At 69.5% G+C, this 22,323-nt stretch carries 22 protein-coding genes and 1 pseudogene; 9 read left to right on the plus strand and 14 right to left on the minus strand.

Annotated features, from left to right (window positions below; genetic code table 11):
• Positions 1-8: 8 nt before the first annotated feature.
• Entirely contained in the window at positions 9-503 is a 495-nt protein-coding gene (locus ACZ5DS_RS06475; RefSeq protein WP_468234671.1) for a cupin domain-containing protein, read from the minus strand.
• 53 nt (positions 504-556) lie between these two features.
• Between ACZ5DS_RS06475 and ACZ5DS_RS06480 the strand changes: the two genes are divergently transcribed.
• Positions 557-1,075, plus strand: coding sequence for a GNAT family N-acetyltransferase (locus ACZ5DS_RS06480; protein ID WP_468234673.1), 519 nt, complete (start codon positions 557-559; stop codon positions 1,073-1,075).
• 48 nt (positions 1,076-1,123) lie between these two features.
• On the opposite strand, the gene ACZ5DS_RS06485 is transcribed toward ACZ5DS_RS06480, so the two are convergent.
• The gene (locus ACZ5DS_RS06485) at positions 1,124-1,534 is read right to left on the minus strand and encodes a DUF6234 family protein (RefSeq protein ID WP_468234675.1); all 411 of its coding nucleotides are present in this window, start codon (positions 1,532-1,534) and stop codon (positions 1,124-1,126) included.
• Between the two features lie 255 nt (positions 1,535-1,789).
• Between ACZ5DS_RS06485 and ACZ5DS_RS06490 the strand changes: the two genes are divergently transcribed.
• Together ACZ5DS_RS06490 and ACZ5DS_RS06495 are read left to right on the plus strand one after the other, a co-directional pair.
• Positions 1,790-2,320, plus strand: coding sequence for a GNAT family N-acetyltransferase (locus ACZ5DS_RS06490; RefSeq protein WP_468234677.1), 531 nt, complete (start codon positions 1,790-1,792; stop codon positions 2,318-2,320).
• A 141-nt stretch (positions 2,321-2,461) separates the two neighbouring features.
• Positions 2,462-3,371: pseudogene (locus ACZ5DS_RS06495) on the plus strand (transposase); the annotation flags it as partial.
• 99 nt (positions 3,372-3,470) lie between these two features.
• Here ACZ5DS_RS06495 and ACZ5DS_RS06500 read toward each other — a convergent pair.
• Positions 3,471-3,641, minus strand: a complete 171-nt coding sequence (locus tag ACZ5DS_RS06500; protein ID WP_468235104.1) for a hypothetical protein — start codon at positions 3,639-3,641, stop codon at positions 3,471-3,473.
• Between the two features lie 387 nt (positions 3,642-4,028).
• Between ACZ5DS_RS06500 and ACZ5DS_RS06505 the strand changes: the two genes are divergently transcribed.
• The 3 genes from ACZ5DS_RS06505 (at position 4,029) to ACZ5DS_RS06515 (ending at position 7,245) form a co-directional block, all read left to right on the plus strand.
• Positions 4,029-4,289: a hypothetical protein gene (locus tag ACZ5DS_RS06505; protein ID WP_123975869.1), complete on the plus strand. Its 261-nt coding sequence runs from the start codon at positions 4,029-4,031 to the stop codon at positions 4,287-4,289.
• Between the two features lie 407 nt (positions 4,290-4,696).
• Positions 4,697-5,368, plus strand: coding sequence for an 8-oxoguanine DNA glycosylase OGG fold protein (locus tag ACZ5DS_RS06510; protein WP_468234679.1), 672 nt, complete (start codon positions 4,697-4,699; stop codon positions 5,366-5,368).
• 149 nt (positions 5,369-5,517) lie between these two features.
• Positions 5,518-7,245 carry a DUF2264 domain-containing protein gene (locus ACZ5DS_RS06515; RefSeq protein WP_468235105.1) on the plus strand — a complete coding sequence of 576 codons (1,728 nt, stop codon included), beginning with the start codon at positions 5,518-5,520 and terminating at the stop codon, positions 7,243-7,245.
• A gap of 33 nt (positions 7,246-7,278) precedes the next feature.
• Here the strand turns inward: ACZ5DS_RS06515 and helR are convergent, their stop codons facing one another.
• The 4 genes from helR to ACZ5DS_RS06535 form a co-directional block, all read right to left on the minus strand.
• Positions 7,279-9,444: an RNA polymerase recycling motor ATPase HelR gene (gene helR / locus ACZ5DS_RS06520; protein WP_468234681.1), complete on the minus strand. Its 2,166-nt coding sequence runs from the start codon at positions 9,442-9,444 to the stop codon at positions 7,279-7,281.
• 62 nt (positions 9,445-9,506) lie between these two features.
• Positions 9,507-10,748 carry a glycosyltransferase gene (locus tag ACZ5DS_RS06525; RefSeq protein WP_468234683.1) on the minus strand — a complete coding sequence of 414 codons (1,242 nt, stop codon included), beginning with the start codon at positions 10,746-10,748 and terminating at the stop codon, positions 9,507-9,509.
• Positions 10,749-10,882: 134 nt separating this feature from the next.
• Positions 10,883-11,035 (minus strand): hypothetical protein, encoded by a 153-nt coding sequence (locus ACZ5DS_RS06530; RefSeq protein ID WP_468234685.1) that lies wholly within the window; start codon positions 11,033-11,035, stop codon positions 10,883-10,885.
• A gap of 282 nt (positions 11,036-11,317) precedes the next feature.
• Positions 11,318-11,836 carry a hypothetical protein gene (locus ACZ5DS_RS06535; RefSeq protein WP_468234687.1) on the minus strand — a complete coding sequence of 173 codons (519 nt, stop codon included), beginning with the start codon at positions 11,834-11,836 and terminating at the stop codon, positions 11,318-11,320.
• A 205-nt stretch (positions 11,837-12,041) separates the two neighbouring features.
• Here ACZ5DS_RS06535 and ACZ5DS_RS06540 point away from each other — a divergent pair, with 205 nt between their 5' ends.
• Positions 12,042-14,420, plus strand: a complete 2,379-nt coding sequence (locus ACZ5DS_RS06540) for an LPXTG cell wall anchor domain-containing protein (RefSeq protein WP_468234689.1) — start codon at positions 12,042-12,044, stop codon at positions 14,418-14,420.
• 415 nt (positions 14,421-14,835) lie between these two features.
• Here the strand turns inward: ACZ5DS_RS06540 and argF are convergent, their stop codons facing one another.
• Complete coding sequence (gene argF, locus ACZ5DS_RS06545; protein WP_468234691.1) at positions 14,836-15,774, minus strand: ornithine carbamoyltransferase; 939 nt, start codon at positions 15,772-15,774, stop codon at positions 14,836-14,838.
• Between the two features lie 184 nt (positions 15,775-15,958).
• On the opposite strand from argF, the gene ACZ5DS_RS06550 reads away from it, so the two are divergent.
• Complete coding sequence (locus ACZ5DS_RS06550) at positions 15,959-16,768, plus strand: isocitrate lyase/PEP mutase family protein (RefSeq protein ID WP_468234692.1); 810 nt, start codon at positions 15,959-15,961, stop codon at positions 16,766-16,768.
• A 107-nt stretch (positions 16,769-16,875) separates the two neighbouring features.
• On the opposite strand, the gene ACZ5DS_RS06555 is transcribed toward ACZ5DS_RS06550, so the two are convergent.
• The 5 genes from ACZ5DS_RS06555 to ACZ5DS_RS06575 all read right to left on the minus strand — a co-directional run bounded on the left by ACZ5DS_RS06555 (position 16,876) and on the right by ACZ5DS_RS06575 (position 20,428).
• Positions 16,876-18,012 carry an FAD-dependent oxidoreductase gene (locus tag ACZ5DS_RS06555; protein WP_468234694.1) on the minus strand — a complete coding sequence of 379 codons (1,137 nt, stop codon included), beginning with the start codon at positions 18,010-18,012 and terminating at the stop codon, positions 16,876-16,878.
• Positions 18,013-18,164: 152 nt separating this feature from the next.
• Positions 18,165-18,755: a TetR-like C-terminal domain-containing protein gene (locus tag ACZ5DS_RS06560; RefSeq protein WP_468234696.1), complete on the minus strand. Its 591-nt coding sequence runs from the start codon at positions 18,753-18,755 to the stop codon at positions 18,165-18,167.
• Between the two features lie 169 nt (positions 18,756-18,924).
• On the minus strand, positions 18,925-19,395 hold the full coding sequence (locus tag ACZ5DS_RS06565; protein ID WP_468234698.1) for a hypothetical protein: 471 nt from the start codon (positions 19,393-19,395) through the stop codon (positions 18,925-18,927).
• A complete protein-coding gene (locus ACZ5DS_RS06570) occupies positions 19,395-19,586 on the minus strand; it encodes a DUF397 domain-containing protein (RefSeq protein WP_468234699.1) in 192 nt (63 codons plus the stop codon). The genes ACZ5DS_RS06565 and ACZ5DS_RS06570 overlap by 1 nt, the downstream gene beginning before the upstream one ends.
• Positions 19,583-20,428, minus strand: a complete 846-nt coding sequence (locus ACZ5DS_RS06575) for a helix-turn-helix domain-containing protein (RefSeq protein WP_468234701.1) — start codon at positions 20,426-20,428, stop codon at positions 19,583-19,585. The genes ACZ5DS_RS06570 and ACZ5DS_RS06575 overlap by 4 nt, the downstream gene beginning before the upstream one ends.
• 115 nt (positions 20,429-20,543) lie before the next feature.
• Between ACZ5DS_RS06575 and ACZ5DS_RS06580 the strand changes: the two genes are divergently transcribed.
• The gene (locus ACZ5DS_RS06580; RefSeq protein ID WP_468234702.1) at positions 20,544-20,942 is read left to right on the plus strand and encodes an ATP-binding protein; all 399 of its coding nucleotides are present in this window, start codon (positions 20,544-20,546) and stop codon (positions 20,940-20,942) included.
• On the opposite strand, the gene ACZ5DS_RS06585 is transcribed toward ACZ5DS_RS06580, so the two are convergent.
• Positions 20,935-22,251, minus strand: a complete 1,317-nt coding sequence (locus ACZ5DS_RS06585) for a jacalin-like lectin (RefSeq protein ID WP_468234703.1) — start codon at positions 22,249-22,251, stop codon at positions 20,935-20,937. The two genes, ACZ5DS_RS06580 and ACZ5DS_RS06585, sit on opposite strands and share 8 nt — an antisense overlap.
• Positions 22,252-22,323 lie beyond the last annotated feature (72 nt).

Consider the following 22,323-nt stretch of genomic DNA (forward strand, 5'->3'; position numbering starts at 1 on the left):
CCGTGCCGCTACTGAGGCGTGTCCGAGGGAACCTGGTAGGAGCTGGTCCGGTACCGGCTGCGGAATTCGGCCAGCAGCTCGTCGGTCGCTTCGGCCCCGGTGCTCACGGCGGCGTGGACGTCGCGGAAGTAGTTCTCGTAGCCGGCAGGGGTGTAGAGGCACAAGGCGCGTGCGGGGACAGGGCCTGCGTTGCGGAAACCGTGCGGGGTGCCACGGGTCGCGGCGAGCAGATGGCCAGGGCCCACCGTTACCTCCTCGTCCCCGGTATGGAGCGTCAACTCGCCCTCGAGGACGTAGAAGTACTCGTCGTGTCCTTCATGCACATGCGGCCTGGCGCCGATGGTGCCGGGGGCCAGGCTGAACTCCTCGAAGGCGAAGTGCCCGCCCGTGTGGTCGCCGGTGAGCCGGAAGAAGTGCGCGACGCCGGCGACGTCTATGAGTTCACCGTCCCGCGGGCGACGCAGCAGCGGACGGACGGGAATTCGGGATTGATCAACGGTCATGGGGGGCATTGTGCCCGTGGCAGTGCCGAGCGAGTAGGGAGAGGTTCAGCGGCATGAACACCCTCGCGGCCCAGGCCATCAGCACCGAGCGGCTGGACCTGCTGCCGCTGCATGTCGAACACGCCGAGGAAATGGCCGCGGTGCTGTCCGATCCGGCCCTGCACACCTTCATCGGCGGCACACCGGATACCCCGCAAGCCCTGCGCTCGCGCTACCAGCGCATGACCGCAGGGTCTCCCGACCCGGCCGTCTCCTGGCTGAACTGGGTGATCCGGCTCCGCGACGAGTCCTGCCTGACGGGCACGGTCCAGGCCACGATCAGCCCCTCCGGCGACGGCCCCATGGCCGAGATCGCCTGGGTGGTGGGGACCCCGTGGCAGGGAAGAGGCATCGCCGGCGAAGCGGCCCGAGGACTTGTCGACTGGCTCACCCGACAGCCGGTGCAGACCGTCATCGCCCACATCCACCCCGAACACCGGGCATCCGCCGCCGTCGCGGCCTCTGTCGGGCTCACCCCCACCGACGAATGGCACGAAGGCGAGATCCGATGGCGTCGGAGTATCAGCCGATAGCTTCACGGATCCACAGGCCCTGACTATTGCCAGTCGTCCACGACGGACCTATCCGTTACACCCCACCGCTGACGGCGTCTCCCGGCACACCGTGTCCTGGTGGGACTGAGCTGTGGCTCCGCCGAAGGCGATGACGCAGATCAGGACAGCCATGATGCCCTGGCTGACGACGGTGACGATGGCCCCGGCCCGCGCGGCGATCGCGGCCGCCACGATGGCGAGGACTCCCACTCCACCGGCGGCGGCCAGATACCCCCACAACGAATCGGTCTGCACGGTCTTGGCCGGGTCGAGGTTGAACCCGGACAGGAACCAGAGCCCGAAGATCACCACCAAGGCGATCAGCTCCAGGACCAGCAGACCACACCCGGCTCCGATGTCGGCGCCCCGGTCGGCGCGGTGGCGCGGTTGGGGGCCGGTGGTGGCGTCGAAGGCAGGCGGGGCAATGGGCAGGTTCATGCCCGCCACCTTGCCCGCGGGGGCCAGACGGGCGCATGAGTACCAGTACTCAGCTCCGCATCAGGTAGATCGCGTGGTCCGCCCGGACACCGCTTACGGCTCGGTCCGCGATTGATGGTGGGCGTAGCTCCGTCTCGGCGGTAGCTGATATGGGGTGTTGCTACGACCGTTGACCAGCCCGGGGTGTTGTGATGGGCGGTGCTCGGTCGGGATATTCGCTGGTCGCCGCTTGTTGATGGTGGTCATACTGCCGCGATGGATCCAGTGACGCTTGAGACCGACCGTCTGGTGCTGCGGGTCTTCACACATGCCGACGTGGATGCGGTGTACGAAGCCTGCCAGGACGAGGACATCCAGTTCTACACCCCGGTGCCGGTGCCGTACCGGCGTACGGACGCGGAGAAGCTCGTCGGCGAGAAGCTGCCCGCTCAGTGGGCCGAGGACAGGGACTACACCCTCGGCGCGTTCCGCAAGGACACCGGCGCCCTGGTCGGCTCGTACTGCCTGACCCTCATCAGCCGCGGCGTCTGGGAGCTCGGTTACTGGGCGGTCAAGGAGCAGCGCGGACGCGGGTACTCGGTGGAGGCCGCTCGGGCCCTGTGCGACTGGGGCTGGGCCACGCTCGACGTGCACCGCATCGAGTGGTGGGCCATGGTCGGGAACACCGGCTCGCGTGCCGTCGCCGAAAAACTCGGCTTCACCGTCGAAGGGACACTGCGCAATCGTGGCATCGCCAACGATGGCAAGCCACACGACTGGTGGGTGGGCGGACTGCTGAGGCCCTGATGCTCGGGCCGGTGCTTGGCCGGCTGCGTTTGCTCTTCTGCGGGGAAGTTCCCAGCTCGGGCAGTTCCCGCAGAAGGGCCACACCCATTGATCATCGGCGGGCAGCCGTGACGTGGCAGTCGCCGCACGGGTTCTTCGAGCGTGACCAAGAAGTGGGCCCGTGCGGCCTTGACCCATCCTGCCTTCTGCGGCGTCTCACGTGCACATCTCGGCTATTTGATCGAGGAGTTGGCACCTCGGTGGCTCGCCCGGTGAGAGTCGGAGCTTCGTGAGCGGCGTGGTGCCGAGCGGCAGCGGGAGGCCGGTGCCGGCCCGAAGCACGACCTGGTCTTCACCGACCGGCTGCTGGTCACCCTGGTCCACCTGCGCACTGGGCTCCCGCACGCCGCGCTCGTCGAGCTGTACGGCATCGCCCGCTCCACGATCTCCCGCGCCATCGGGGAGATCCGCCCGTTGCTGGCCATGCGCGGCTTCGCAGTCCCCGACCACTCCGGCGTGCGCCTTCGGACCTTGGCGGACATGTTCGCCTACGCCGAGGCCGCGGGGATCCGGTTGCGGATCGACGGCGCCGAAACCAGGTTCGCCGCCCGAAGGCAGGCAGGCCCGGACGGCGGGCCTTCGTCTCCGCAAGAAGAAGCAGAACACCATCAAGACCACCACGATCAGCGACGGCCAGGGCCGTCTGCTGTGGTCGGGGGCGGACCGCCCGGGCCGTATGCACGACCAGACTGCGATGCGCACCGAGGGTATCGCCGAGCAGTTCCGGCTCCACCCGAAGGTGACGGTCGAGGTCGACGAGGCGTACCGGGGGCTGGCCAACGAGTTCCCTGACCAGGTCAGCGCTCCTCCGAAGAAGCCGAAGGGCGACGCGCCGCTCGGCGAGCAGTACGCCTGGCGGGAGATGCGCCGACGGCAGTCCTCGGAGCGGATCTGCGTCGAGCACGCCAACGCCGAATTGCGGCAGTGGCGCCCTCTCCAGCGCTACACCGGCCGACGCGAGGACTACACCGCGACCCACCAGGCGATCGCTTCATTGGTTTCGGACCGTTCAGCTCGCCGACCGACCCGCCGCAAGCCGAGCTCCTGCTCGCCCGGCAGGCCGCCTGCTGATCACCCACCAGCCGACCTGCCAGGCCAGCACGCCCAAACCTCAATCGCGGACCAAGTCGTTAGTGCTCAGGTCGGCTCGGGCCTGGTCAGCAGGGCGCCGAAGACCGACCTGCCCCGAGCCTCGGCGTGGGACTGGTCGACGGTCTTGCCGGCCGATCACCGCGTCGATGCCGAGCATGGCCGGGATGCCGAGCGCGTCGATCGCGCACATCGCCCACACCCCGGTCAGACGGTCACCTGCCAGGCTGACGGTGCCGCCGATGAACTGGTCGCCGCCCTTCAGGAGATACCGAGGGCGAGCGGAATGTGGCGGGGGCTGTGGGTCGACGAACACACCGCGATCGGGCTGTCCGTCGTCACGGCCCAGCGAGGCTCGCTATCAGGCTCCTGCTCGCCGACCAGGAGGGCAGCCAACTCGTCGGCACCGTGGACAAGTCCACGGTGGAGTGGAACTGCCCGAATCGTCAGCGGGTCCGGTCCGTCGTGTCCTAGAGTGCGAGCGCGGCCGAGACCAGGAAGCGTGAGCTGGAGGCCGAGAGACGTATGAACGTTGAGATCGTCAAGGTGCCGATCTTTCAGAAGCGCGGGGGAAGAGTTGATGGACGAGGACAAGAAGAAGGACGCCGAGCTACCACCCTTGCTCTCACGGTTCGTGGACGCGGCGGTGTGGGCCAGGACAAACAGTGATCTTGTCTGGGACAGGCAAGCAGATGGAAGGTTCCGCGCTGGACTCGTCCTCAAGTTCTCCGCTTCCCAGTCGGTCATGCTGAAGATCGAGAAGAATCCTGGCAGCCGTCTCGACTGGCAGTTCGGTTCCGCCAAGCCCCTCCCCAAGCTGCGCAGGAAGCCTCTACGCTGATACGTGAACCCACGCCTGCTTCGTCCCGAAGCAAGTTGGCTGGGGGCTGTGCCTGGGATTGGCAACGTGAGGTGCCCTTCAGCGTCTTGTTCCGGCAATGCCTTCCAGACGCCGTCGGCCAGCCGCACTTGCTCTGCTTCCACTCGCCCACCGTTTGCCCCCCGGTACTTCGCTCGAAATCTCGGCCGGCACTCAGCGTGCAGCGCCGTGCAAGCACTGGGTAGGGCTCATAGCCAACGGTGTGAAACCTCCATGCGCGTGCGAGTCGGTACAGCACGTCGTGCGTGCAGGCTTTCAGCGTTTGTTGGTGCTCCAAGACGCCGTGTACGAGGTCGTTCACCTGCATTCATGGTCGGCTTTCCATACGCTACGGCCCACGGCACACCGCCGTCATGGCCAGAGGGAGCATGGTGGAGCAGCTTCAGAGGCTCGTTGCCCGCTACGGCGAATCCGTACAGAAGCCCGTGCGTTTCCGTCCCGGAACGTGGCGCCCGCGGTTGGTGTCGCACGGGGCGGCGCATGTACTCGATATCGGCGTTGAATCTGCGAGTGGGCCGGGCGGTGACCGTCTCATCGAGCGGGGCGACTTGGCCCGTCTTCGTGACCACGCTGGTGACGACGCCGATGGCCTGCGCGACCTGTTCGTGGCTGTCATGATCTGGGGTTCAGGTACCACCAACGGACGTGGGCCGCGGTACACCGAAGCGGCCCTGTCCGACCCGCGCCTGCCCAGAGTCCTCCGGACCACGCGCGAAGCGGTCCGAGGCGGAGACCTGAGCGGGGCCTACCGGCAGTTCGCCCTTAAGGGAGTGGGGCGATCCTTCTTCACCAAATGGTTCGCGGCCGTGGACGACCGTGAAACCACATGTGATCGGGCCTTGATCCTCGACGACCGGGTCTTTCGCTCGCTGAACGCCCTCGGTTGGTCCAGCTGGAAGGCGGCCGGCACCCGCCATTGGCCCACCCGATACGCCACCTACGTAAGTTCCATGCACGGCTGGGCCTCGTCTCTTGGCGTCACACCGGACTGGCTCGAGTGGCTCCTCTTCCATCTGAACGGTTGCGTAGACGAAACCTGAGCTTGGGAAGCTGCGGGACTGGTCCGCGATGAACTCCTCGCCCGGCATCTGGTGCCGAAGGGCACGGTGCGGGTGGGATGAATCCCTGGGACGCCCCGACCGGAACCGGGGCGTCCCAGGCTCCGCCAGGAAGGAAAGTCACCGTCGTGATCCAACTGCCCGCCGCCGACCATGTCGCGAGCCCGTACACCGGGTACACCCGTGCCCACTGGGAGGCCGCCGCCGACGGCCTGCTTGCTGCCGTCGAGTCGTACGCCACCGCCGATCGGGCCCTCTACCACCTCCCCGGCGAGCATGTGAGCCGGTCGGGCCGCCTCTCCGACGGTCTGGAGGGGTACGCCAGGACCCTTCTGCTGGCGGCCTTTCGCCGGGACGAGACTGTGCTCGGCCGCTACGCCGAGGGACTCGCGGCCGGTCCCGGTGGTGTCTGGCCACGGGTTGCCGACCGCAGCCAACCCCTGGTCGAGGCCGCCTCGATCGCCCTCGCTCTGCGGCTGACCCGGCCTCTGCTCTGGGACCGTCTGGAGCAGTCCGTGCGTGAGCGGACGGCTGTCTGGCTGACGGACGCGCTGAGCGCCGAACCCTGGCCCTGCAACTGGGAGTTGTTCCCCGTCACCGTCGGCGGCTTCCTCGCCGAGATCGGCCATGAGGTCGAGGCGGCCCGTAAAGCCGTCGACCGTGGTCTGGAGCGGATCGAGGGCTGGTACGTCGGCGACGGCTGGTACACCGATGGCGACGGCCGTAAGTACGACTACTACAACGGCTGGGCCATGCACCTGTACCCGGTGCTGCACGCCTGGCTGGCCGGCGACGCCGAACTGCTGGAGTGGTACGGCGGCCGGCTGGAACACCATCTCGCCGACTACGCCCGCCTGTTCGGCGGAGACGGCGCACCGATGCACCAGGGCCGCTCGCTCACGTACCGGTTCGCGACGGCGGCCCCGCTGTGGCTGGGCGCGCTCACGGGACGTACGCCCCTGGCGGCGGGGGAGACGCGGCGGCTGGCCTCCGGGGCGCTCAAGTACTTCCTGGACCGGGGTGCCGTGGACTCCCGTGGCCTGCTCACCCTCGGCTGGCACGGCCCCGACGAGGCCGTTCTGCAGGACTATTCGGGACCGGCCTCCCCCTACTGGGCGAGCAAGGGCTTCCTCGGCCTCCTCCTGCCCCCCGATCACGAGGTGTGGACGGCGACCGAGCAGCCGGGACCGGCGGAGCGGGCCGACGCGGTGACGCCGATCGCCAGCCCCAACTGGCTGCTCCAGGCGACGCGTTCGGACGGTGTCGTCCGCCTCCACAACCATGGCAGCGAGGACGTTCGCTACGACCCGTACTACACGCGGTTCGCGTACTCCACGGTCACGCGCCCCCTCGGGTCGCCGCCCGACAACGTCGTCATGGTCGGCGGTGCATCCGTTCGCACGGGCATCGTGCCGCTGGGAGTGGGGGAGGACTGGGCGGCCTCCCGGTACCCGGTGGGTTCGGGCTCGGGGGCCGAGGTGACCAGTCTGGTCGTGGCCGAGGGTGCGGTGGAGGTGCGGGCCCACCTGGTGGCGGGGGCGGCTCCCGGCACCGAGGTGCACGTCATGGGGTGGGTGCCGGGGGAGGACGAGTCGGCGGAACTGGTCCCGGTGCATGGCCTGTCGGCGGCCGGCTTCGCCCTGTCCGGCACGACGGGCGACGTCCCGACCCTGTTCGTCGCCCTGGCCCGCCTCACCGCGGAACCCGACCCCCTGCCCCTCGCCGACCTGGTGACCGTCGAGGTGCAGGGGGATCATGACCTGTGCGTCCGCTGGGCCGCGGGACGGTTCAGGCACTTCCGGTTCACGGCTTCGGACACGCGATCCGCAGGGTCCTCGTGGACGGTGACGCCCCGCTGACCCGCTGCCGGGAGCGGGCTCGGCCGGCCGGCGTCAGGAGCTCGTGAGGACGACGAGCTGCCGGGTCGCCCGGGTCATCGCGACATAGCGGTCGACCGCTCCCTCGATGCCCTCGCCGAACCGCTCCGGGTCGACGAGGACGACCAGGTCGAACTCGAGACCCTTCGACAGCTCCGGGGTCAGCGACCGGACGCGGGACGTCGGCCGGAACGTGGGATCGCCGATGACGCAGGCGATCCCCTCGGCATGGGCGGCGAGCCAGGTGTCCAGGATCGAGCTCAGATCCGCAGCGGATCCGTGGACGACGGGGACGTTGCCGCTGCGGATGGAGGTCGGCACGTTGGCGTCCGGGAGCACGGCCCGGATGACCGGCTCGGCCTCGGCCATGATCTCCTCCGGCGTCCGGTAGTTGATGTTCAGGGAGGCCAGGCTGATCCGGTCGAGCCCGATCCGCTCGAGCCGCTCCTGCCACGACTCGGTGAACCCGTGCCTGGCCTGGGCACGATCTCCGACGATGGTGAAGCTCCGGGACGGGCACCGCAGCAGCAGCATCTGCCACTCCGCGTCGGTCAGTTCCTGCGCCTCGTCGACGACGATGTGCGCGAAGGGACCGGCGAGCAGGTCCGGGTCGGCGGTGGGCAGGGCGGCCTCGTCGACCAGGGAGTTGCGCATGTCCTGCCCGTGCAGCATGACCAGCACGCCTTCGCCGTCGTCATAGGTGTGCGCCTCCAGCAGGTTGTCGATGACCGAGGCCATGCGCTCGCGTTCGGCGGCGGCAGCGGCCTCCTGCCGGCGCTTGCGCCGGGACGCCTCCGGGTCGCCGAGCCGCTGCCGGGCCGCGTCGAGGAACGGCAGGTCGGACACCGTCCAGGCCTGGGGGTCCGCGCGCTGCAGCCTCGTGACGTCCTCGCGGCTGAGCCAGGGCGCGCACATCCGCAGATAGGCGGGGACCGACCACAGGTCGCCGACCAGGTCGGCAGCTTCGAGCAGCGGCCACGCGCGGTCGAACGCCGTGCGCAACTCCCGGTCCAGCCGCAGCGACTTGCGGAGCAGCTCGGGCGAGACGTCGTCGCCGTCGTGCTGGTCCGCCAGGATCGTGAGCAGTTCCTCCCAGACCTGGTCGCGCGCCTCGTTGTGCGGGGTACCGGGTTCCGCCGCGTCGAACGCCGCGGCCCAGTCGTGTGCGCTCAGCCGGATGTCGGACCAGGCGGTCGTGACCGTCATCCCCTCGGTGGGCGGCTCCTCGTAGAACCGTACGGCCGTCTCGATCGCCCTCACCAGGTCCGCGGACGACTTCAGACGGGCCACCTCCGGGTCGGCCTCGGCCTTGGTCGCGGCTCCCTCGTCGACCAGGTCCCGCAGGATGCAGGTCTGCACGCCCTCCTCTCCGAGGCTGGGCAGCACGTCGGAGACGTAGGCCAGGTACGGCCGGTGCGGGCCGACGAACAGGACGCCGCCCCGGCGGTGACCGAGACGGGGGTCGGAGTGGAGGAGATAGGCGGAGCGGTGCAGGGCGACCACCGTCTTGCCCGTGCCCGGACCGCCGTCCACGACGAGCGCGCCACGGGATCCCGCGCGGATGATGGCGTCCTGGTCGGCCTGGATGGTGCCGAGCACGTCCCGCATCCGGGGCGAACGGTCGCTGCCCAGGCCGGCGATGAAGGCGGACTGGTCGTCGAGCGCGGCGTGCCGTTCCAGCCCGTCCGGGGTGAACACCTCGTCCCAGTAGTCGCTGACACGGCCGCCGGTCCAGCGGTACCTGCGGCGGCTCGCCAGCCCCATCGGGTTGCCGTGGGTGGCGCCGAAGAACGGCTCGGCCGCGGGGGAGCGCCAGTCGACCAGCAGTCGGCGGCCGGTGCTGTCCGTGAGGCCGAGTCGTCCGACGTACAAGGGCTCGGGGTTGTCCGCAGCGACCATGTGCCCGAGGCACAGATCCAGGCCGAAGCGACGCAGTGTGCGCAGGCGGGCGGTCAGCCGGTGGACCTCCGCGTCCCGGTCCATCGCCTGCCGGCCCGCGCCACCGGGCGCCTTGCGCGCGGCATCGAGGCGGTCGGTCAGCTCGGCGATCTGTTCCTCGAGGCACCGCGCGATGGCGGCGAAGTGCTGCTCGTCACCGGCGATCAGTGCCGGGTCGGCCTTGGCGGAGAGGCGGTCGGGGAGGTCGAAGGCGCTGGTGTTCGCGGTCAGGGGATGACTCATCTCATCGGTTCCGATCGGAGGACGCCTTGCGGCCGTGGGTGCTGCGTCCGGGCCCGCGTGCTTCACGCGGACCCGGACGGCCTGTCGCCGCCGACCAGGTCGATCAGCCGCTTGGCGGCCACCGTCGCTCCGTCGGTGGGGATGGTGGCGGCGACGGCGGTCGCCCGGGCACGCGTCTCGGGGGCCAGGGCGATACCGAGCGCGGCCGACAGGGAGTCGAAGGTCGGGGTCCGGCCGTCGTGCGCCGCGCCGATGCCCAGTGCGGCGACCCGCTCGGCCCAGTACGGCTGGTCCGCCAACTGGGGCACGATCACCTGGGGCGCCCCGGCCAGGGCGGCCGTGGCCGTCGTACCCGCGCCACCGTGGTGCACGACGGCGGCCACCCGCCGGAAGAGCGCCTGGTGGTTGGCCTCGCCGACACGGAAACAGTCGTCCCGGTCGTCGATCGGGCCGAGGTCGGCCCAGCCGCGGGAGACGAGGACGCGGCGGCCCTGGGCCCGGACCGCCTCGACGGCCACCTGGGCGGCGTCCTCCGAGCCGTGCATGGACATGCTGCCGAAGCCGACGTACACCGGCGGTTCGCCGGCGTCCAGGAACGCCGACAGGTCGTCCGGCAGCGGCCGTTCGTCGGGCAGGAACCACGTACCTGTCTGTACGACGTCCAGGTCCGCCGGCTCCGGCCAGGGACCCAGGGTCGGGTCCGACGCCAGCCAGGGCCGGTCGGTGAGGACGTAGTCGCGGAAGTCGGCCACGGGCGGCAGGCCGACGGCCGCCCCGTGGGTCTTGAGTCCCGTGCCGAACGCCTGGTTCATGAACCGGGCGTCCAGGTCGTGCAACACCCGGTTGTCGGTCACGTCCGGGGGGAAGGTCTGGCCCGGCTTCTGATGAGGTCGGTGGTAGGGCGACGGCAGATAGGACGGAAAGACGGCCACGAAGACGTAGGGGATGCCCAGCTGCTCGGCCGCCGACCTCGCCCCGGCCGCGGCCGGGAGCATGCCGGTCGCCACCACCGCGTCACATCCCTCGGCCGCGGCGACGACTGCGTCGTACTGCGCGGCGAGCATCGCGGCCGCGCGCTCGGGCAGGGCCTGCGCCGGCGACTTCGGCGCCGTGGTCGCCATCACGCGCGCCGACAGGGCGACCGGCACCATCTCGATACCGAGCCCCGCCAGCAGCTTCGCGAACTCCTCGTCCGGCGGCGCACACACCCGCACCTCCACGCCGAGCGCCCGCAACTGCACCGCGAACGCCGTCATCGGCTGGACGTCCCCGCGCGAGCCATAGATCGAGAGCAGTACACGCACCTGATGAAACTCCCTTTTTCCCGCAGGTTCTGGCTTCGGCGGACGATTCTGCGGTACGACGGGGGCCTTGCCGCAAGCCCCCCGGTGCGCTATACGTTGAGAGTGGCGAGGAGTGGGTGTTCCCCCTTGCCTTCTCAAGGGGTGAGGCGCGCGATCCGCAGCGTCGTCGTGGTCGGTGACGCCCCACTGAGCTTGGTCGCGTAGGACGGGGTCACGGGCGCGTACGCCCAGGTCTGGGAGCCGTCCTTGGAGACCGCCAGGTCACCGGTGATCCGCGCGCCCACCACCTTGTCGACACTCGCGAACCTTGACCAGGTCGCCGGTGCGGCTGGGGAATTGGGAGGTGAAGGCGCCGGAGGTCTCGGCGGGCCGTTGTCGTCGTCGCCCCGGCGGTGGCGGCGTACCACGCACCGGCGAACAGCTCGGCGGCCGCGAGGGCGCCGATCCTGCGCAGGGCCGGACAGCACGGCCCCGGCGGGTCCGGAGCGGGTACGGCCCACCCCGTGGCTGATCCGTCCGGGGGGAACTCCGCCGGCGCCGCGTCCGGTGAGCGACACGGCCGGCCTGCTCTACTCCTCGTCGTCCTCGTCGTCGTACCAGCCCTCCAGCATGCCCAGCAGCCGCTCATCGACCGGATTCCCGACCTCGTCCTCATCGATCAGCAGACGTCGGATCATGTTCAGCGGGAACCAGTTCTCACCCGGGCGCGCTCCGGGAAGGCCCACGCACGGTGTGTCCAACACCCCGACGGGTTCCTCGGCGGCGAAGAACGGCGCCAGCCGGCCGGTGTCGAAGTCGGGCTCGTACTTCCACACCATTCCCCTGTGGCGGCAGAACACCTCGCCGAGGTACCACACGGCGCCCTGGAGAAACGGGGTGCGGCGCTGTTCGGTGACTTCCTCCGGGGTCTCGAAGCCTTCCCGGATGAGATCCTCCAGACCGTCCAGCGAGGCGGGGGAGAAGTCGAACAGGCCGCCCCCGTCGGCCTCGTCCACCCACCGGTCGAAGTCGGTCTGCCGTTCGGTCAGCCATGCCAACAGGTCAGGGTTGCGGGTCGGGTCGTAGGGGTTCCCGGAAGGCGCAGTCATGCCCGCACCGTAGCCGACTCGTACGACAACACCGCGCCGCCTGTCGCCGAGTTGACACGCCGCCACGTCAACAACCCTTTGCACATGAGCCCTTGGGTGCCTCTAGGGTGGGGAGCGCTGGCGGACGGAGACATGACACGGGGGCCCCACCTCCCGCCGCCCAACCACCACTCGTCCCGTGGCCCCCACGACCAGGGACACGTACGTGAGAACACCGATACGCGCCCGCCTTCCGAGGCGCCTGAAGACCGCGCTCACTCTCCTGGCGGCCACCGGCATGATGCTGGTCGGGCTGCCCGCCACCGCACATGCCGCGCCCGGTGACTACGCGAAGATCACGACGGGCAAGCGGTGCGACGAGATGCACCTGAAGAAGACCTACCCGACCACGCCGCCGCTGTCCGGGGCGCCGATGCCGGACGCGCACTGGGTCGCACCCGGGCCGGATGGCGAGTACTACTACAACAACGAGTTCAAGGGCTTCGAGAACGTCCCCGCCCCCACCCAGGCCGACCTGGACGCGGCCGGGTTCAGCCGGGCGGAGATCGATGCCTGGGACGCCAAGTACGCCAAGTCCCACGACATCGATGACATGAAGAACGCGATCTATGCGCGGTACAACCGTCACAAGAAGACGTCGGGAAGCCCCAAGCCGTTCCGGGACTGGGTTCCCCGCTACCTGATCAACGGACAGGCCAACAGTTCCAAGGGCGGTGTCTTCGAGAGGAAGACGGTCCAGGACTTCAACCTGATCGGACCGGACTGGCTGTGCGAAGTCACGATCGAGATCCGTGACAAGGACGACAAGCTCATCGCTTCCCGCCGCTACGACGCCTACAACCAGCGCAGCGGCGAACTCGGCGAGTTCAAGTCGAACGGCAAGTACAAGCCGCACCAGTACAAGGCCGACCAGATCATCCTCCGCCACAAGGACGACAAGTACGACTTCACCAAGTCGCGGATGTCGATGTTCGCCGGTGAGAAGGCCTCCGACACCACCGTCAAGCGGTACAACAGCCTCAACAACGCGCTGAAGAGCGAGCGGAGCACCTTCCGCAACCAGGTGCGCATCGTGGAAAAGCGCGCCACCGCGCGTGCCCTGTGGCCGCAGACGAAGTGGACCAAGACCTACCCGGTCTTCAACCCGCGCCCCAACACCGGCACCCAGGGACCGATCAACGACATCGCCTGGCAGTCCGGGCGCACCCCGGCCGAGGGCCAGCGCATCCAGAAGGACTTCAACAAGATCAACACCCGTAGCGCGCTCGGCCGTGGTCCGGGTGGCGTCGACTTCTCCACCCTCCAGCTTCAGTACGTGGGGAACCCGGTCAGGGGGAAGGCTCTCGACTACTCCTTCAAGGCCGACTTCACGCCCGACGAGGACACCAATCCGGGCTGGGGCGGGAAGGCCAGTCTTCAGCTCGCGAGCGATTCCATGTTCACGTGGCTGGCGCTGACGCCGGACAAGTTCTGGGTCAACCTGAACCCCGACCAGCCCGACAAGATCATGGACTCCACGTTCGCCTCCACCGATGCGGGCCGCATCCTGCTGGAAGCCGACCTGGCCATGAAGGCTGACTTCGCCCACCAGATGAACCCCAACAAGAACCCGGCGGCGAAGAACTTCTGGGACGGGGAGGCCAAGGACAAGGACGGTATCCCCTGCTTCCCCGAGGTGCGGCTGTGGATCGAGCCCAAGCCGGCGAAGGTGCGTGAGCAGGACGGCGGGATCTACATCCTGGACGCCCCGCTGAAGGTCTCCACCGAGTGGATGGACATGGCCTGGCACGCGCCGGGCGCCCGTACCTGCACCTTCACCGATGCCCAGAAGCGCCAGTCGGAGCGTCTGCTGCGCCAGTACGTCATGCCGGGCGTGGACAAGGCCGTCAACACCGGCGACGCCTACAAGGACCTGCGCCGCGTCTACGCTTCCCGGGTCGCGGCCGAGTGGATCCGTCAGCAGGACGCGAAGAAGCCGACCGACTTCCACCCCATCATCAACTCCGACAACGTCAAGCGCTGGCCGCTGCGCGCTCCCAACGCGACGTGGACCAAGCAGTCCGTCTACGACCGGTACATGAAGTCCCTGCGCGAGGGCATCGAGTGGTTCAAGCTCGAATACGGCGGCCAGGCCTACAACCAGGGTGTGGGCGGCGTCGACTTCTCCAAGGCGCCCAAGCGGAACGTGACCCGCGTCGAGTTCACCACCCAGCACCGCACGCTTCCCCGCACCACCAAGGACTCCGTACGGTCACAGACCTCCGCCCGCGACTCCGACACCACCTACCTCGGCGGGGGCGGCAGCATCGACACCAGCGGCGGAGGCACGCCCACCCCGACTCCGACCCACACCGGCGGCGGGGGCAAGCCCAGCCCGCAGCCGACCGGCACGTCCACCCCGGCACCGCAGCCCACGGCGACCCTGAGCCCCACCGGCGCGCCGAAACCGCCGAAGGACGATGACGGCGGCGGCCTCGCCGACACCGGCACTCAGGTGCTCACCGTCGCCGGGATCGCCGCCGCGCTCCTCGCGGCCGGGGCAGCTCTCGTCTGGTGGCGCCGCCGCCACACCACCGACAGCTGACCCGAGGGTCTGACGGCACACCACGCGGCCCCCGTCTCCTCTCCCGACCGGAGAAGAGACGGGGGCCGCTCGCGTGCATGGCAAGTCGGTGTACGGGGCATCATGTGGCGTCAGCACTCAACAGGCAACAGGCGGAACAGAGTTGAGCAGCAGCAATCGCACACGCCTCCCCTGCAAAAGCGCGGCCGTCGTCTGCGCCACCGTGCTAGCCACACTCACCGTGCAGGCACTCCCGGCCTCCGCCGACGACGTCCCGCCCGTCTGCGGCCACCAGGTCGTCGGGGACATCCGCGCCACGGTTTCCCAGCGACAAGGGCTTCGATGACGCCGACACCAACTACAAGCAACTGGACCTAGGCAGTTTCCCGAACGCCGTACGGCGCGGACGAGTCCGGGGACGCGGCCACCTCGGTGGTCAGGGCGTGCGGCGGCGGGCTGCGAGGATGAGGGTGTACAGCAGCGCCTGGGCCGTGGGCAGCCGGTTCGCCGCCTGGCGCCACACCAGGGACCGTGGGCCGTCGAGCACCTCTGAGGCAATCTCCTGCCCGCGGACGGCGGGCAGGCAGTGCATGGCCACCGCCTCGCGGGGAGCATGGGCCAGCAGGGCGTCGTCGACCCGGTAGGTGGCCAGGCGTTCGGTCCGTTCGTCGCGTTCGTGGTGTCGGTCCATGGGCACCCACACCTCGGCGTAGACGGCTTGTGCGGCGCCGACGGCCTCGATCGGCTCGGTGGTGAGCGACACGGAACCGCCGGTCTGCTTCATCAGTTCACGGGCCTCGCCGAGGATGCCCTCGTCCGTCTCGTAGCCGGGTGGGGTGGCGATGACGAGGTGCATCCCGGAGGCCGCACACGCCCCGAGGAACGAGTTGCACGTATTGCTCGTGCCGTCCCCGATGAACGCCACGGTCAGGCCGGCCAGGGTGCCGAAGTGCTCGCGCAGCGCGAGAAGGTCGGCCAGGGACTGGCAGGGGTGGTGGGTGTTGGACAAGGCGTTGATGACCGGCACCGTCGCGGCATCGGCCATCTGCTCCACCGTGGCGTGGTCGAAGGTGCGCACCGTGATCGCGTCGAGATAGGACGACAGGACGCGGGCGGTGTCGGCAGCGGTCTCGCCGTGGCCGAGCTGCAGGTCCTGACGGTTCAGCACGATGGCCGCCATGCCGAGGCGGTGGGCGGCGGTGGCCAGCGATACGCGGGTCCGGGTGGACGGCTTCTCGAAGACGCATCCGATGGCGCCCCCGCGCAGGTCGCGCTCCCACCCCAGCGGCTCCTGTTTCATCTGCTCCGCCAGGTCCAGCAGCCCCGCCAGGGTCCGTGGGCCCAGATCGCTCACCCGCAGCAGATGGTCTGCCATCGTGGTTCTCCGGCTCCGTTCGCGCGGTCGGGGCTCTTGCCGCCAGTGTGATCGGCGGCTGCCGGCGGCGCACATTGGCACCTCCCGGCGGGTGAACCGCCGTGGCGCGGCCGGAGCCGGTCGGCCCAGCGCCGGCTCGCACAGTTCGGCGGGCGCCGAAACAAGCGGCGCCTAGCGTGGACGTATGACCGCACAGCCTGTCGTGACGCCCTTCGCCGGACTTCACCACCGCCCCGGCGAGCCGCTGCTCCTGCCCAACGCCTGGGACCACGCCTCGGCCGCCGCCCTCGCGGCCCGCGGGTTTCCCGCGATCGCCACGACGAGTCTGGCGGTGGCGGCGGGCGTCGGACTGCCCGACGGTCAGGCAGCGACCCGCGAGCACACCCTGCGCCTCGCCCTCACCCTCGGCTCGGGGCCCTACCTGCTCTCCGTCGACGCCGAGGACGGCTTCGCCGACGACCCGGAGGAAGTCGCCGCGCTGGCGAGCCAGTTGTGGGCCGTCGGAGCCGTCGGTATCAACCTGGAAGACGGGCTCGGGCCGGTCGCGCGGCACGCCGCGAAGATCGCCGCGGTGAAGGCGGCCGTGCCCGGCCTGTTCGTCAACGCCCGTACGGACACGTACTGGCTGGGCGACGGCGACGAGACGGACACCCTGCGCCGCCTGGACGCCTATCAACAGGCGGGCGCCGACGGGGTGTTCGTGCCGGGCCTGACCGACCCCGGCCGGATCGACGCCCTCGTCCGGCGCGTCGACGCCCCGCTCAACATCCTGTACTCGCCCGCCGGACCCACCGTGCCCCAGCTTGCCGACCTCGGTGTCCGCCGGGTCAGCCTCGGCTCGCTGCTCTACCGGCGGGCGCTGGGCGCGGCCCTGGACGCGGTGGCCGACATCGCCGCGGGACGGGCGCCGGGCGGTACGACACCCTCCTACGACGAGGTGTGTGCGCTGGAGAGGAGTGTGTCCGCGAGGACGTCGGTGAACTCCACGGGGTGATCCAGGGTGCCGAGATGCCCGCCCGGGAACTCCACCAACCGGCGCCCTCGGCCGGTGGCCGCCCGCTCCCACGAGGTGACATCACCGTGGTGACCTCGGTCGGCGACTCATGGGGTCTGCTCGTCCTGGGTGAACGGGGCGATCAGGCCGTGGGGTGTGTTGTTGTCGGAGTCGATCCTGTGGATCTCGACACCTTCAAAAGCGGCGACTTCGGTGCTGCGGGGGAACATGGCCTGCTCGTACTCGGTGAGCGCGGCCTCGATGTCGTCGGGGTGTGCGGCGAGAGCCTTGCCGAGTTCGGCGCCGTCGAGCATGGCCAGGTTGGCGCCTTCGCCGTTCGGGGCCTGGAGGTGGGCGGCGTCGCCGAGCAGGGTCACGCCCGGCACCCGGTCCCACCGGAGCCCGGCCGGCAGAGCGTGGAGGGAGCGAAGAACCGGCGCGGTGTCGCCGTCGGTGATCAGCGCGGTGAGCTCCGGCGCCCAGCCGTCGAACTCCACCGCGATGCGCGTGGTCGCCGCGGCAGCATCGGTGAAGTCGATGGCCGCGAACCAGTCCTGCGGCTTGCTGAGCCCCACGTAGATGTGCAGGGTGTCGCCGCTCTCCCGGTGCGCGAAGATCTCCTTGCCTGGCGATGGCACGATCATCGACCCGCCGCCGACCGTCTTCGCGGCGGCTGGGTGCCGGGTGTCGGCTTCGTACAGATAGATCTCGACGCACGACGTGCCGGTGTACTCGGGTGTGGCGGTGGAAAGCAGCGGTCGCACCCGTGACCACGCGCCGTCCGCGCCGACCAGCAGGTCGGCGACGACGGTACCGCCGTCGGTGAACGTCACCTCGTGGCGACCCTCGCCGAGGGCACGGGCGCTGCTGACCTTGTGCCCCCACCGGACGGTGCCGTCCGGGAGCGATTCGAGCAGGATCCGTCGCAGCTCCCCGCGCATCACCTCGGGGCGTCCGCCCGTGCCGTCGTCGCCTTCCTCGAACAGGACGGTCCCGTCCCGGTCGAGGACCCGCATCGCCTCGCGGCCCTCCAGGACGATGGCGCGGAACTCGTCCATCAAGCCGGCCGCCTCGAGGGCGAGCTGCCCGTTGTAGTCGTGGATGTCGAGCATCCCGCCCTGCGTGCGCACCGACGGGGAGGAATCGGCCTCGTAGACCGTGACCGGGATGCCGTGGACGTGCAGGACGCGGGCCAGCGTGAGTCCGCCGAGTCCGGCGCCGATGATCGTGACGGGAATGCGCATGGTGGCTCCTTCGGGATCAGGCCGCCCGGTGAGCTCCGGCCGACCTTCTCCGGAAAGGTGCCAGCGCCTGCCGACAAGTCACCGACATCGGACCGACAGCCCCCGACAGCTGACCAACAGCGGGGCTCCGTCGCGCCGGCGAGGCTCAGCGCTCATCGCTCTTCTCCGTTCCTCTTCTCCCGGGGCCAGTGCGTGAGGGCGAGGTGCAGGGCATCGACCGCCTTGTCCCAGGAGGTCTGTACGTCCCGGGCCGCGCCGAAGCCGCCCGCGGACTCCAGGGCGCAGTAGCCGTGGAAGGTGCTGCGCAGGAGGCGTACGGCGTCCGTGAGATCCGGCTCGTCGAGGCCGTAGGCGCGCAGCATGCCGTAGGTGATCTCGGCCGTGCGGCGCATGGCGGGGGAGTCGGCGATCAGGGCCTGGTCGATGCGGATCTGGGTGGCCGCGTACCGGCCCGGGTGGTCGAGCGCGTACGCCCGGTACGCGCCCGCGAACGCGGCCAGCGCGTCCTTCCCGGCCCGGCCCGCCACGGCGACCGCGATCCGGTCGATCAGCTCGCCGCCCGCATGCAGGGCGAGCCGGGTGCGCAGGTCGTTCAGGTTGCGGACGTGAGAGTACAGACTCGCGTCCTTCACCCCGAAGCGCCGGGCCAGCGCGGACAGGCTGACGCCCTCGAAGCCCACCTCGTCGGCGAGGTCGGCGGCGGCCGCGACCAGTCGGTCGACGGTGAGTCCCGCACGGGCCATGAGCCACCTCCTTGGAAACCTAGGGATGATCCTAGGACCTCTAGGAGTCTGCGGAGTTTGCTCCTCAGCAGTGCTTGCCGTGGGCCGAGACCAGTGCCACGTCCTCCGCCCTCAGCCGAAGGGCGTGGCGGGAGGTGTCCTTGCCCCGGGCCGGATCCGGGTCCCAGAGTCAGACGGTGTCGCCGCTCGCCTGGAAGACGAGGACATGGAGTGCAGGAATGAACCGGCCCAGGGCAGGACGAACGGCAACGGCGCCGCGAGTACGGGCAGGAACCACTGCGACGACGCCCTGGCCCGCGCCGTCCGGCACCTTGTGGTGGATGTGGTACGTCGTGTTCGGCTCGGCAGGCTTGGGACGTACGAGCTTGGCCTCGCGCACCCAGACGTCCAGCTTGCGCCGGGCGGCGAGTGTCGTCACCTGCTCGCAGGCCATCGACCTCGCGGTCAAGCGGGAGCCACGGAGCGGGACTTCGACGATCAGCGCGGAGTATCCGTCGTCCGCCCTGACCGCGTCGCCGTCCCGCGCCGGGCGTACCCGCCATCCCTGAGCCGCGAACGCGCCTGTCGCCAGTTCCAGTTCGTCCTGGTCGTCGCGCACTTCGACGACCAGGCGCACCCTGCGGTTGAACGGCTCCCGCATCACCCGCGGTCGCGGGCGGCGAACGCCACGAACTCCGTCCAGGAGGCCGGGGTGAGGGCGAGCTGGGGGCCGGTGGTGTTCTTGGAGTCGCGGATGTGGATGGTGGTGGGGCAGGTGGCGACTTCGATGCAGTCGCCGGAGCTGCCGCTGCTGTAGCTGCTCTTGAACCAGGCCAGTTCAGTGGTGGTCATAGTGCTCCTCGCATCTGCTCCAGCAGGCTCCGGGAATCCTCCGGTGTCAGAGCCTGTGAACGCAGTTTCGCACAGCGCATGTGGAGCACGCTGATCTTCTTCGCGTCGGTGAGGAACTGGCTGTTCTCCTGCCCCTCGCAGTAGGCGAACCACTCGTTTTCCGGCGTCTCCAGCAGCTGGATGGGGCCGTCGGTCCCCGCGTGATTGCCGCGCGACATCGGCATCACCTGGAACTCGACGTTGCGCGCTTCCGTCGCCTCCAGGATGTGGTCGATCTGCTCGCGCATGACCTCCGCGCCGCCGGTCTGCCGCAGGAGCACATGCTCCTCGGCAATGAAGCTGAACGCCGTGTTGGGGCGCTCCCTCAGCAGCGACTGGCGTTCAAGACGAGCCGTTACTTGAGCCTCGATTTCCGAGTCGCTGAGCATCGGCACTCGGTCGCGGAACAACGTTCGCCCATACGCCTCCGTCTGCAACAACCCCGGCACCAACCGGTTCTCGAACGTGTACAGGCTGATCGCCTGCTCCTCCAGCTCCGCCCACTGCCGGAACCACGAAGCCAGCCCCTTCTCCCTCGTCGCGTGCTTGTACACCTCCTTCAACACGCCGAACGCGTCCAGGACTTCCTCCGCCCGCTCCACGAACACCCGGGGCGGAAACCGCCGCCCCTGCTCGATCGAGGCGACAGTCCCCGGCTGGTACCCCACCAGCGGCGCGTACTGCTCCTGCGTGTAACCCGCCCGCTTGCGAAAGGCCTTGTGTGCCGCGCCGAACGCCTTCAGGCTGTCGGACGGTTCGGGCTCGTTGGTGGTCTGCGCGATGCTCATGGTGCTGTCGGTCATGTCGACCAAGGGTCACGGAAAGTCACGGCGACTGTCCAGAGCGTGAACTCGCACAGCGCGCAGCGTACGAGTTCTGTCGCTGGTCGACTCCCGTGCCCGGCGGGACGGTTGAGGCATGCGACGTACGTTCACCCAGCTCTTCAGCGCGACACCGCACGGCGCCCGGCGGGCGCGGCAACTGGTGGCGAACCGGATGACTGTATGGGGGTTCGCACACGGAAGCGAGGTGAGTGACGCCGTCACACTCGTCGCCGCCGAACTCGCCGCGAACGCGGTACGACACGGACGGGTCCGGGGGCGAGGCTTCCGCCTGCGCCTGCTGCTGGAGGGGGACGTCGTCCGCGTGGAGGTGCTGGACGCGCGCGTGGAACGGCTCCCTATGCGGGCGCATGGGGAGCCGGACGAGGGCGGGCGCGGGTTGCTGATGGTCGAGGCGCTGGCGGAGAAGTGGGGTGTGGAACTCCGCCCGGACGGCGTGTACAAGGCGGTCTGGGCGGACGTCCCGCTCAGCTGATCGGCGCGTACAACACTCCCAGCTTGTCGATCTCGTCGCCGGAGCGGCCGGTGAAGCCGACGATCTGCCAGCCGGACGGCGCGGTGAAGGTGTCGGTGTCCGTGGTCGCCGTACCGGCGGACAGGGTGCGTCCCTTGTCGGTTCCGAAGGCGGCCGAGAAGATCCGGGTGCGGCCGTCCTTCTGGCCCTGCGTCAGCTTCGCCGAGGTGAGGTGCTCACCGGGGGCCAGGGTCAGGGAGGTCGCCGTACCGCCTGTGCCACCGTGGGCGAGGACGGTGCCGCCGTCGTGGGTGAGGGAGACCGCGTCCAGGCGGGCGGCGCCGCGCAGGGTCAGCGTGCGCGGGGCGAGGGCGGCCGGGAGGTCGTCGGCGTCGTTGAAGGCCGTGCCGTGCGGGCCGCCGAAGAAGTCGCTCGCGCGGAGCTTGGGGTTGAGGGTGTAGGAGAAGTCGACGGTGTGCGGGAAGTGGTCGGAGAGGTTGCCGCCGGACGAGTCCAGGAACTTCGCCCACTCGTCGTTGTACCGGGTGGCTGTCAGGTTCACCAGGTTGCTGCCCCGGTAAAGGACCTTGTCGACCACTTCGCAGTCGTTCGGCGGAGCCGACGTCGGGCACAGCAGCGGGTCGGCGCCCTGCGTGGGAGCCGTACCACCCTTCACCAGCTTCACCCACGCGTCTGTCAGCCCGTTGTCGTCGACGAGCGTGCGGATGTTGTCGCCGGTGCGGGTGTAGCGGGTGTTGGTGTCGCCCATGACGATCACCGCGTTGCCCGCCGAGTTGGCCTTGATGAACGCCGACAGCTGGGCGATGTTGGCGCGGCGGGCGGCGAGGGCGTCGTCGGTGTCGTCGGCGTTGGGGTGCAGGTTGTACAGGTCGACGAAGACACCCTCGGCCAGACGCACCCGGGCCAGTGTGAAGCCCTTCGGGGTCAGGCAGTTGGTGCCGGTGCAGTCGTTCCACTTGACCCGCTCGAAGTCCTCGAAGGGGTAGGCCGAGAGGGTGTTGAGTCCGTCGCCGATGCCGGCGCCGCCGCTGGTCGCCGTGCGGTACGGGTGGTTGTCGCCCGCGTACAGCGCCGCGTGGTAGTTGAAGTCCTCCTGGACGTTCACGATGTCGTATCCCGCCAACCGGGGCGAGATCAAAGGGGTGTTGGTCGCCGGGTGGCTGGAGCTGAGGCCCTCCGGGAGGCCGGCCACGTTGTAGGTCAGCACGGTGAACGTGCCGGAGGTCGCGGCCTGGGCGGTGCCGGTGGAGGCGGACAGCCCGGCGAGGGCCAGCGCGCCCGCCGCGAGGGCGGTGAGGAGTCGTCTCATGGGTCGCATGGCATTCATGTTCATGCCAATGTGTTGGATTTTGAAGGATAGTTACGAAAAATGTTCAACATT

Source organism: Streptomyces sp. NPDC031100, assembly GCF_055570785.1.

What these genes read in the sequence shown, in the direction of transcription:
- ACZ5DS_RS06570 (WP_468234699.1), bottom strand. Translation starts at nt 19,586, where the DNA reads ATGACCACCACTGAACTGGCCTGGTTCAAGAGCAGCTACAGCAGCGGC.
- ACZ5DS_RS06535 (WP_468234687.1), bottom strand. Translation starts at nt 11,836, where the DNA reads ATGACTGCGCCTTCCGGGAACCCCTACGACCCGACCCGCAACCCTGAC.
- ACZ5DS_RS06475 (WP_468234671.1), bottom strand. Translation starts at nt 503, where the DNA reads ATGACCGTTGATCAATCCCGAATTCCCGTCCGTCCGCTGCTGCGTCGC.
- ACZ5DS_RS06585 (WP_468234703.1), bottom strand. Translation starts at nt 22,251, where the DNA reads ATGAGACGACTCCTCACCGCCCTCGCGGCGGGCGCGCTGGCCCTCGCC.
- helR (WP_468234681.1), bottom strand. Translation starts at nt 9,444, where the DNA reads ATGAGTCATCCCCTGACCGCGAACACCAGCGCCTTCGACCTCCCCGAC.
- ACZ5DS_RS06485 (WP_468234675.1), bottom strand. Translation starts at nt 1,534, where the DNA reads ATGAACCTGCCCATTGCCCCGCCTGCCTTCGACGCCACCACCGGCCCC.
- ACZ5DS_RS06505 (WP_123975869.1), top strand. Translation starts at nt 4,029, where the DNA reads ATGGACGAGGACAAGAAGAAGGACGCCGAGCTACCACCCTTGCTCTCA.
- ACZ5DS_RS06510 (WP_468234679.1), top strand. Translation starts at nt 4,697, where the DNA reads ATGGTGGAGCAGCTTCAGAGGCTCGTTGCCCGCTACGGCGAATCCGTA.
- ACZ5DS_RS06580 (WP_468234702.1), top strand. Translation starts at nt 20,544, where the DNA reads ATGCGACGTACGTTCACCCAGCTCTTCAGCGCGACACCGCACGGCGCC.
- ACZ5DS_RS06560 (WP_468234696.1), bottom strand. Translation starts at nt 18,755, where the DNA reads ATGGCCCGTGCGGGACTCACCGTCGACCGACTGGTCGCGGCCGCCGCC.
- ACZ5DS_RS06575 (WP_468234701.1), bottom strand. Translation starts at nt 20,428, where the DNA reads ATGACCGACAGCACCATGAGCATCGCGCAGACCACCAACGAGCCCGAA.
- ACZ5DS_RS06480 (WP_468234673.1), top strand. Translation starts at nt 557, where the DNA reads ATGAACACCCTCGCGGCCCAGGCCATCAGCACCGAGCGGCTGGACCTG.
- ACZ5DS_RS06565 (WP_468234698.1), bottom strand. Translation starts at nt 19,395, where the DNA reads ATGCGGGAGCCGTTCAACCGCAGGGTGCGCCTGGTCGTCGAAGTGCGC.
- ACZ5DS_RS06550 (WP_468234692.1), top strand. Translation starts at nt 15,959, where the DNA reads ATGACCGCACAGCCTGTCGTGACGCCCTTCGCCGGACTTCACCACCGC.
- ACZ5DS_RS06500 (WP_468235104.1), bottom strand. Translation starts at nt 3,641, where the DNA reads ATGTGCGCGATCGACGCGCTCGGCATCCCGGCCATGCTCGGCATCGAC.
- ACZ5DS_RS06490 (WP_468234677.1), top strand. Translation starts at nt 1,790, where the DNA reads ATGGATCCAGTGACGCTTGAGACCGACCGTCTGGTGCTGCGGGTCTTC.
- ACZ5DS_RS06555 (WP_468234694.1), bottom strand. Translation starts at nt 18,012, where the DNA reads ATGCGCATTCCCGTCACGATCATCGGCGCCGGACTCGGCGGACTCACG.
- argF (WP_468234691.1), bottom strand. Translation starts at nt 15,774, where the DNA reads ATGGCAGACCATCTGCTGCGGGTGAGCGATCTGGGCCCACGGACCCTG.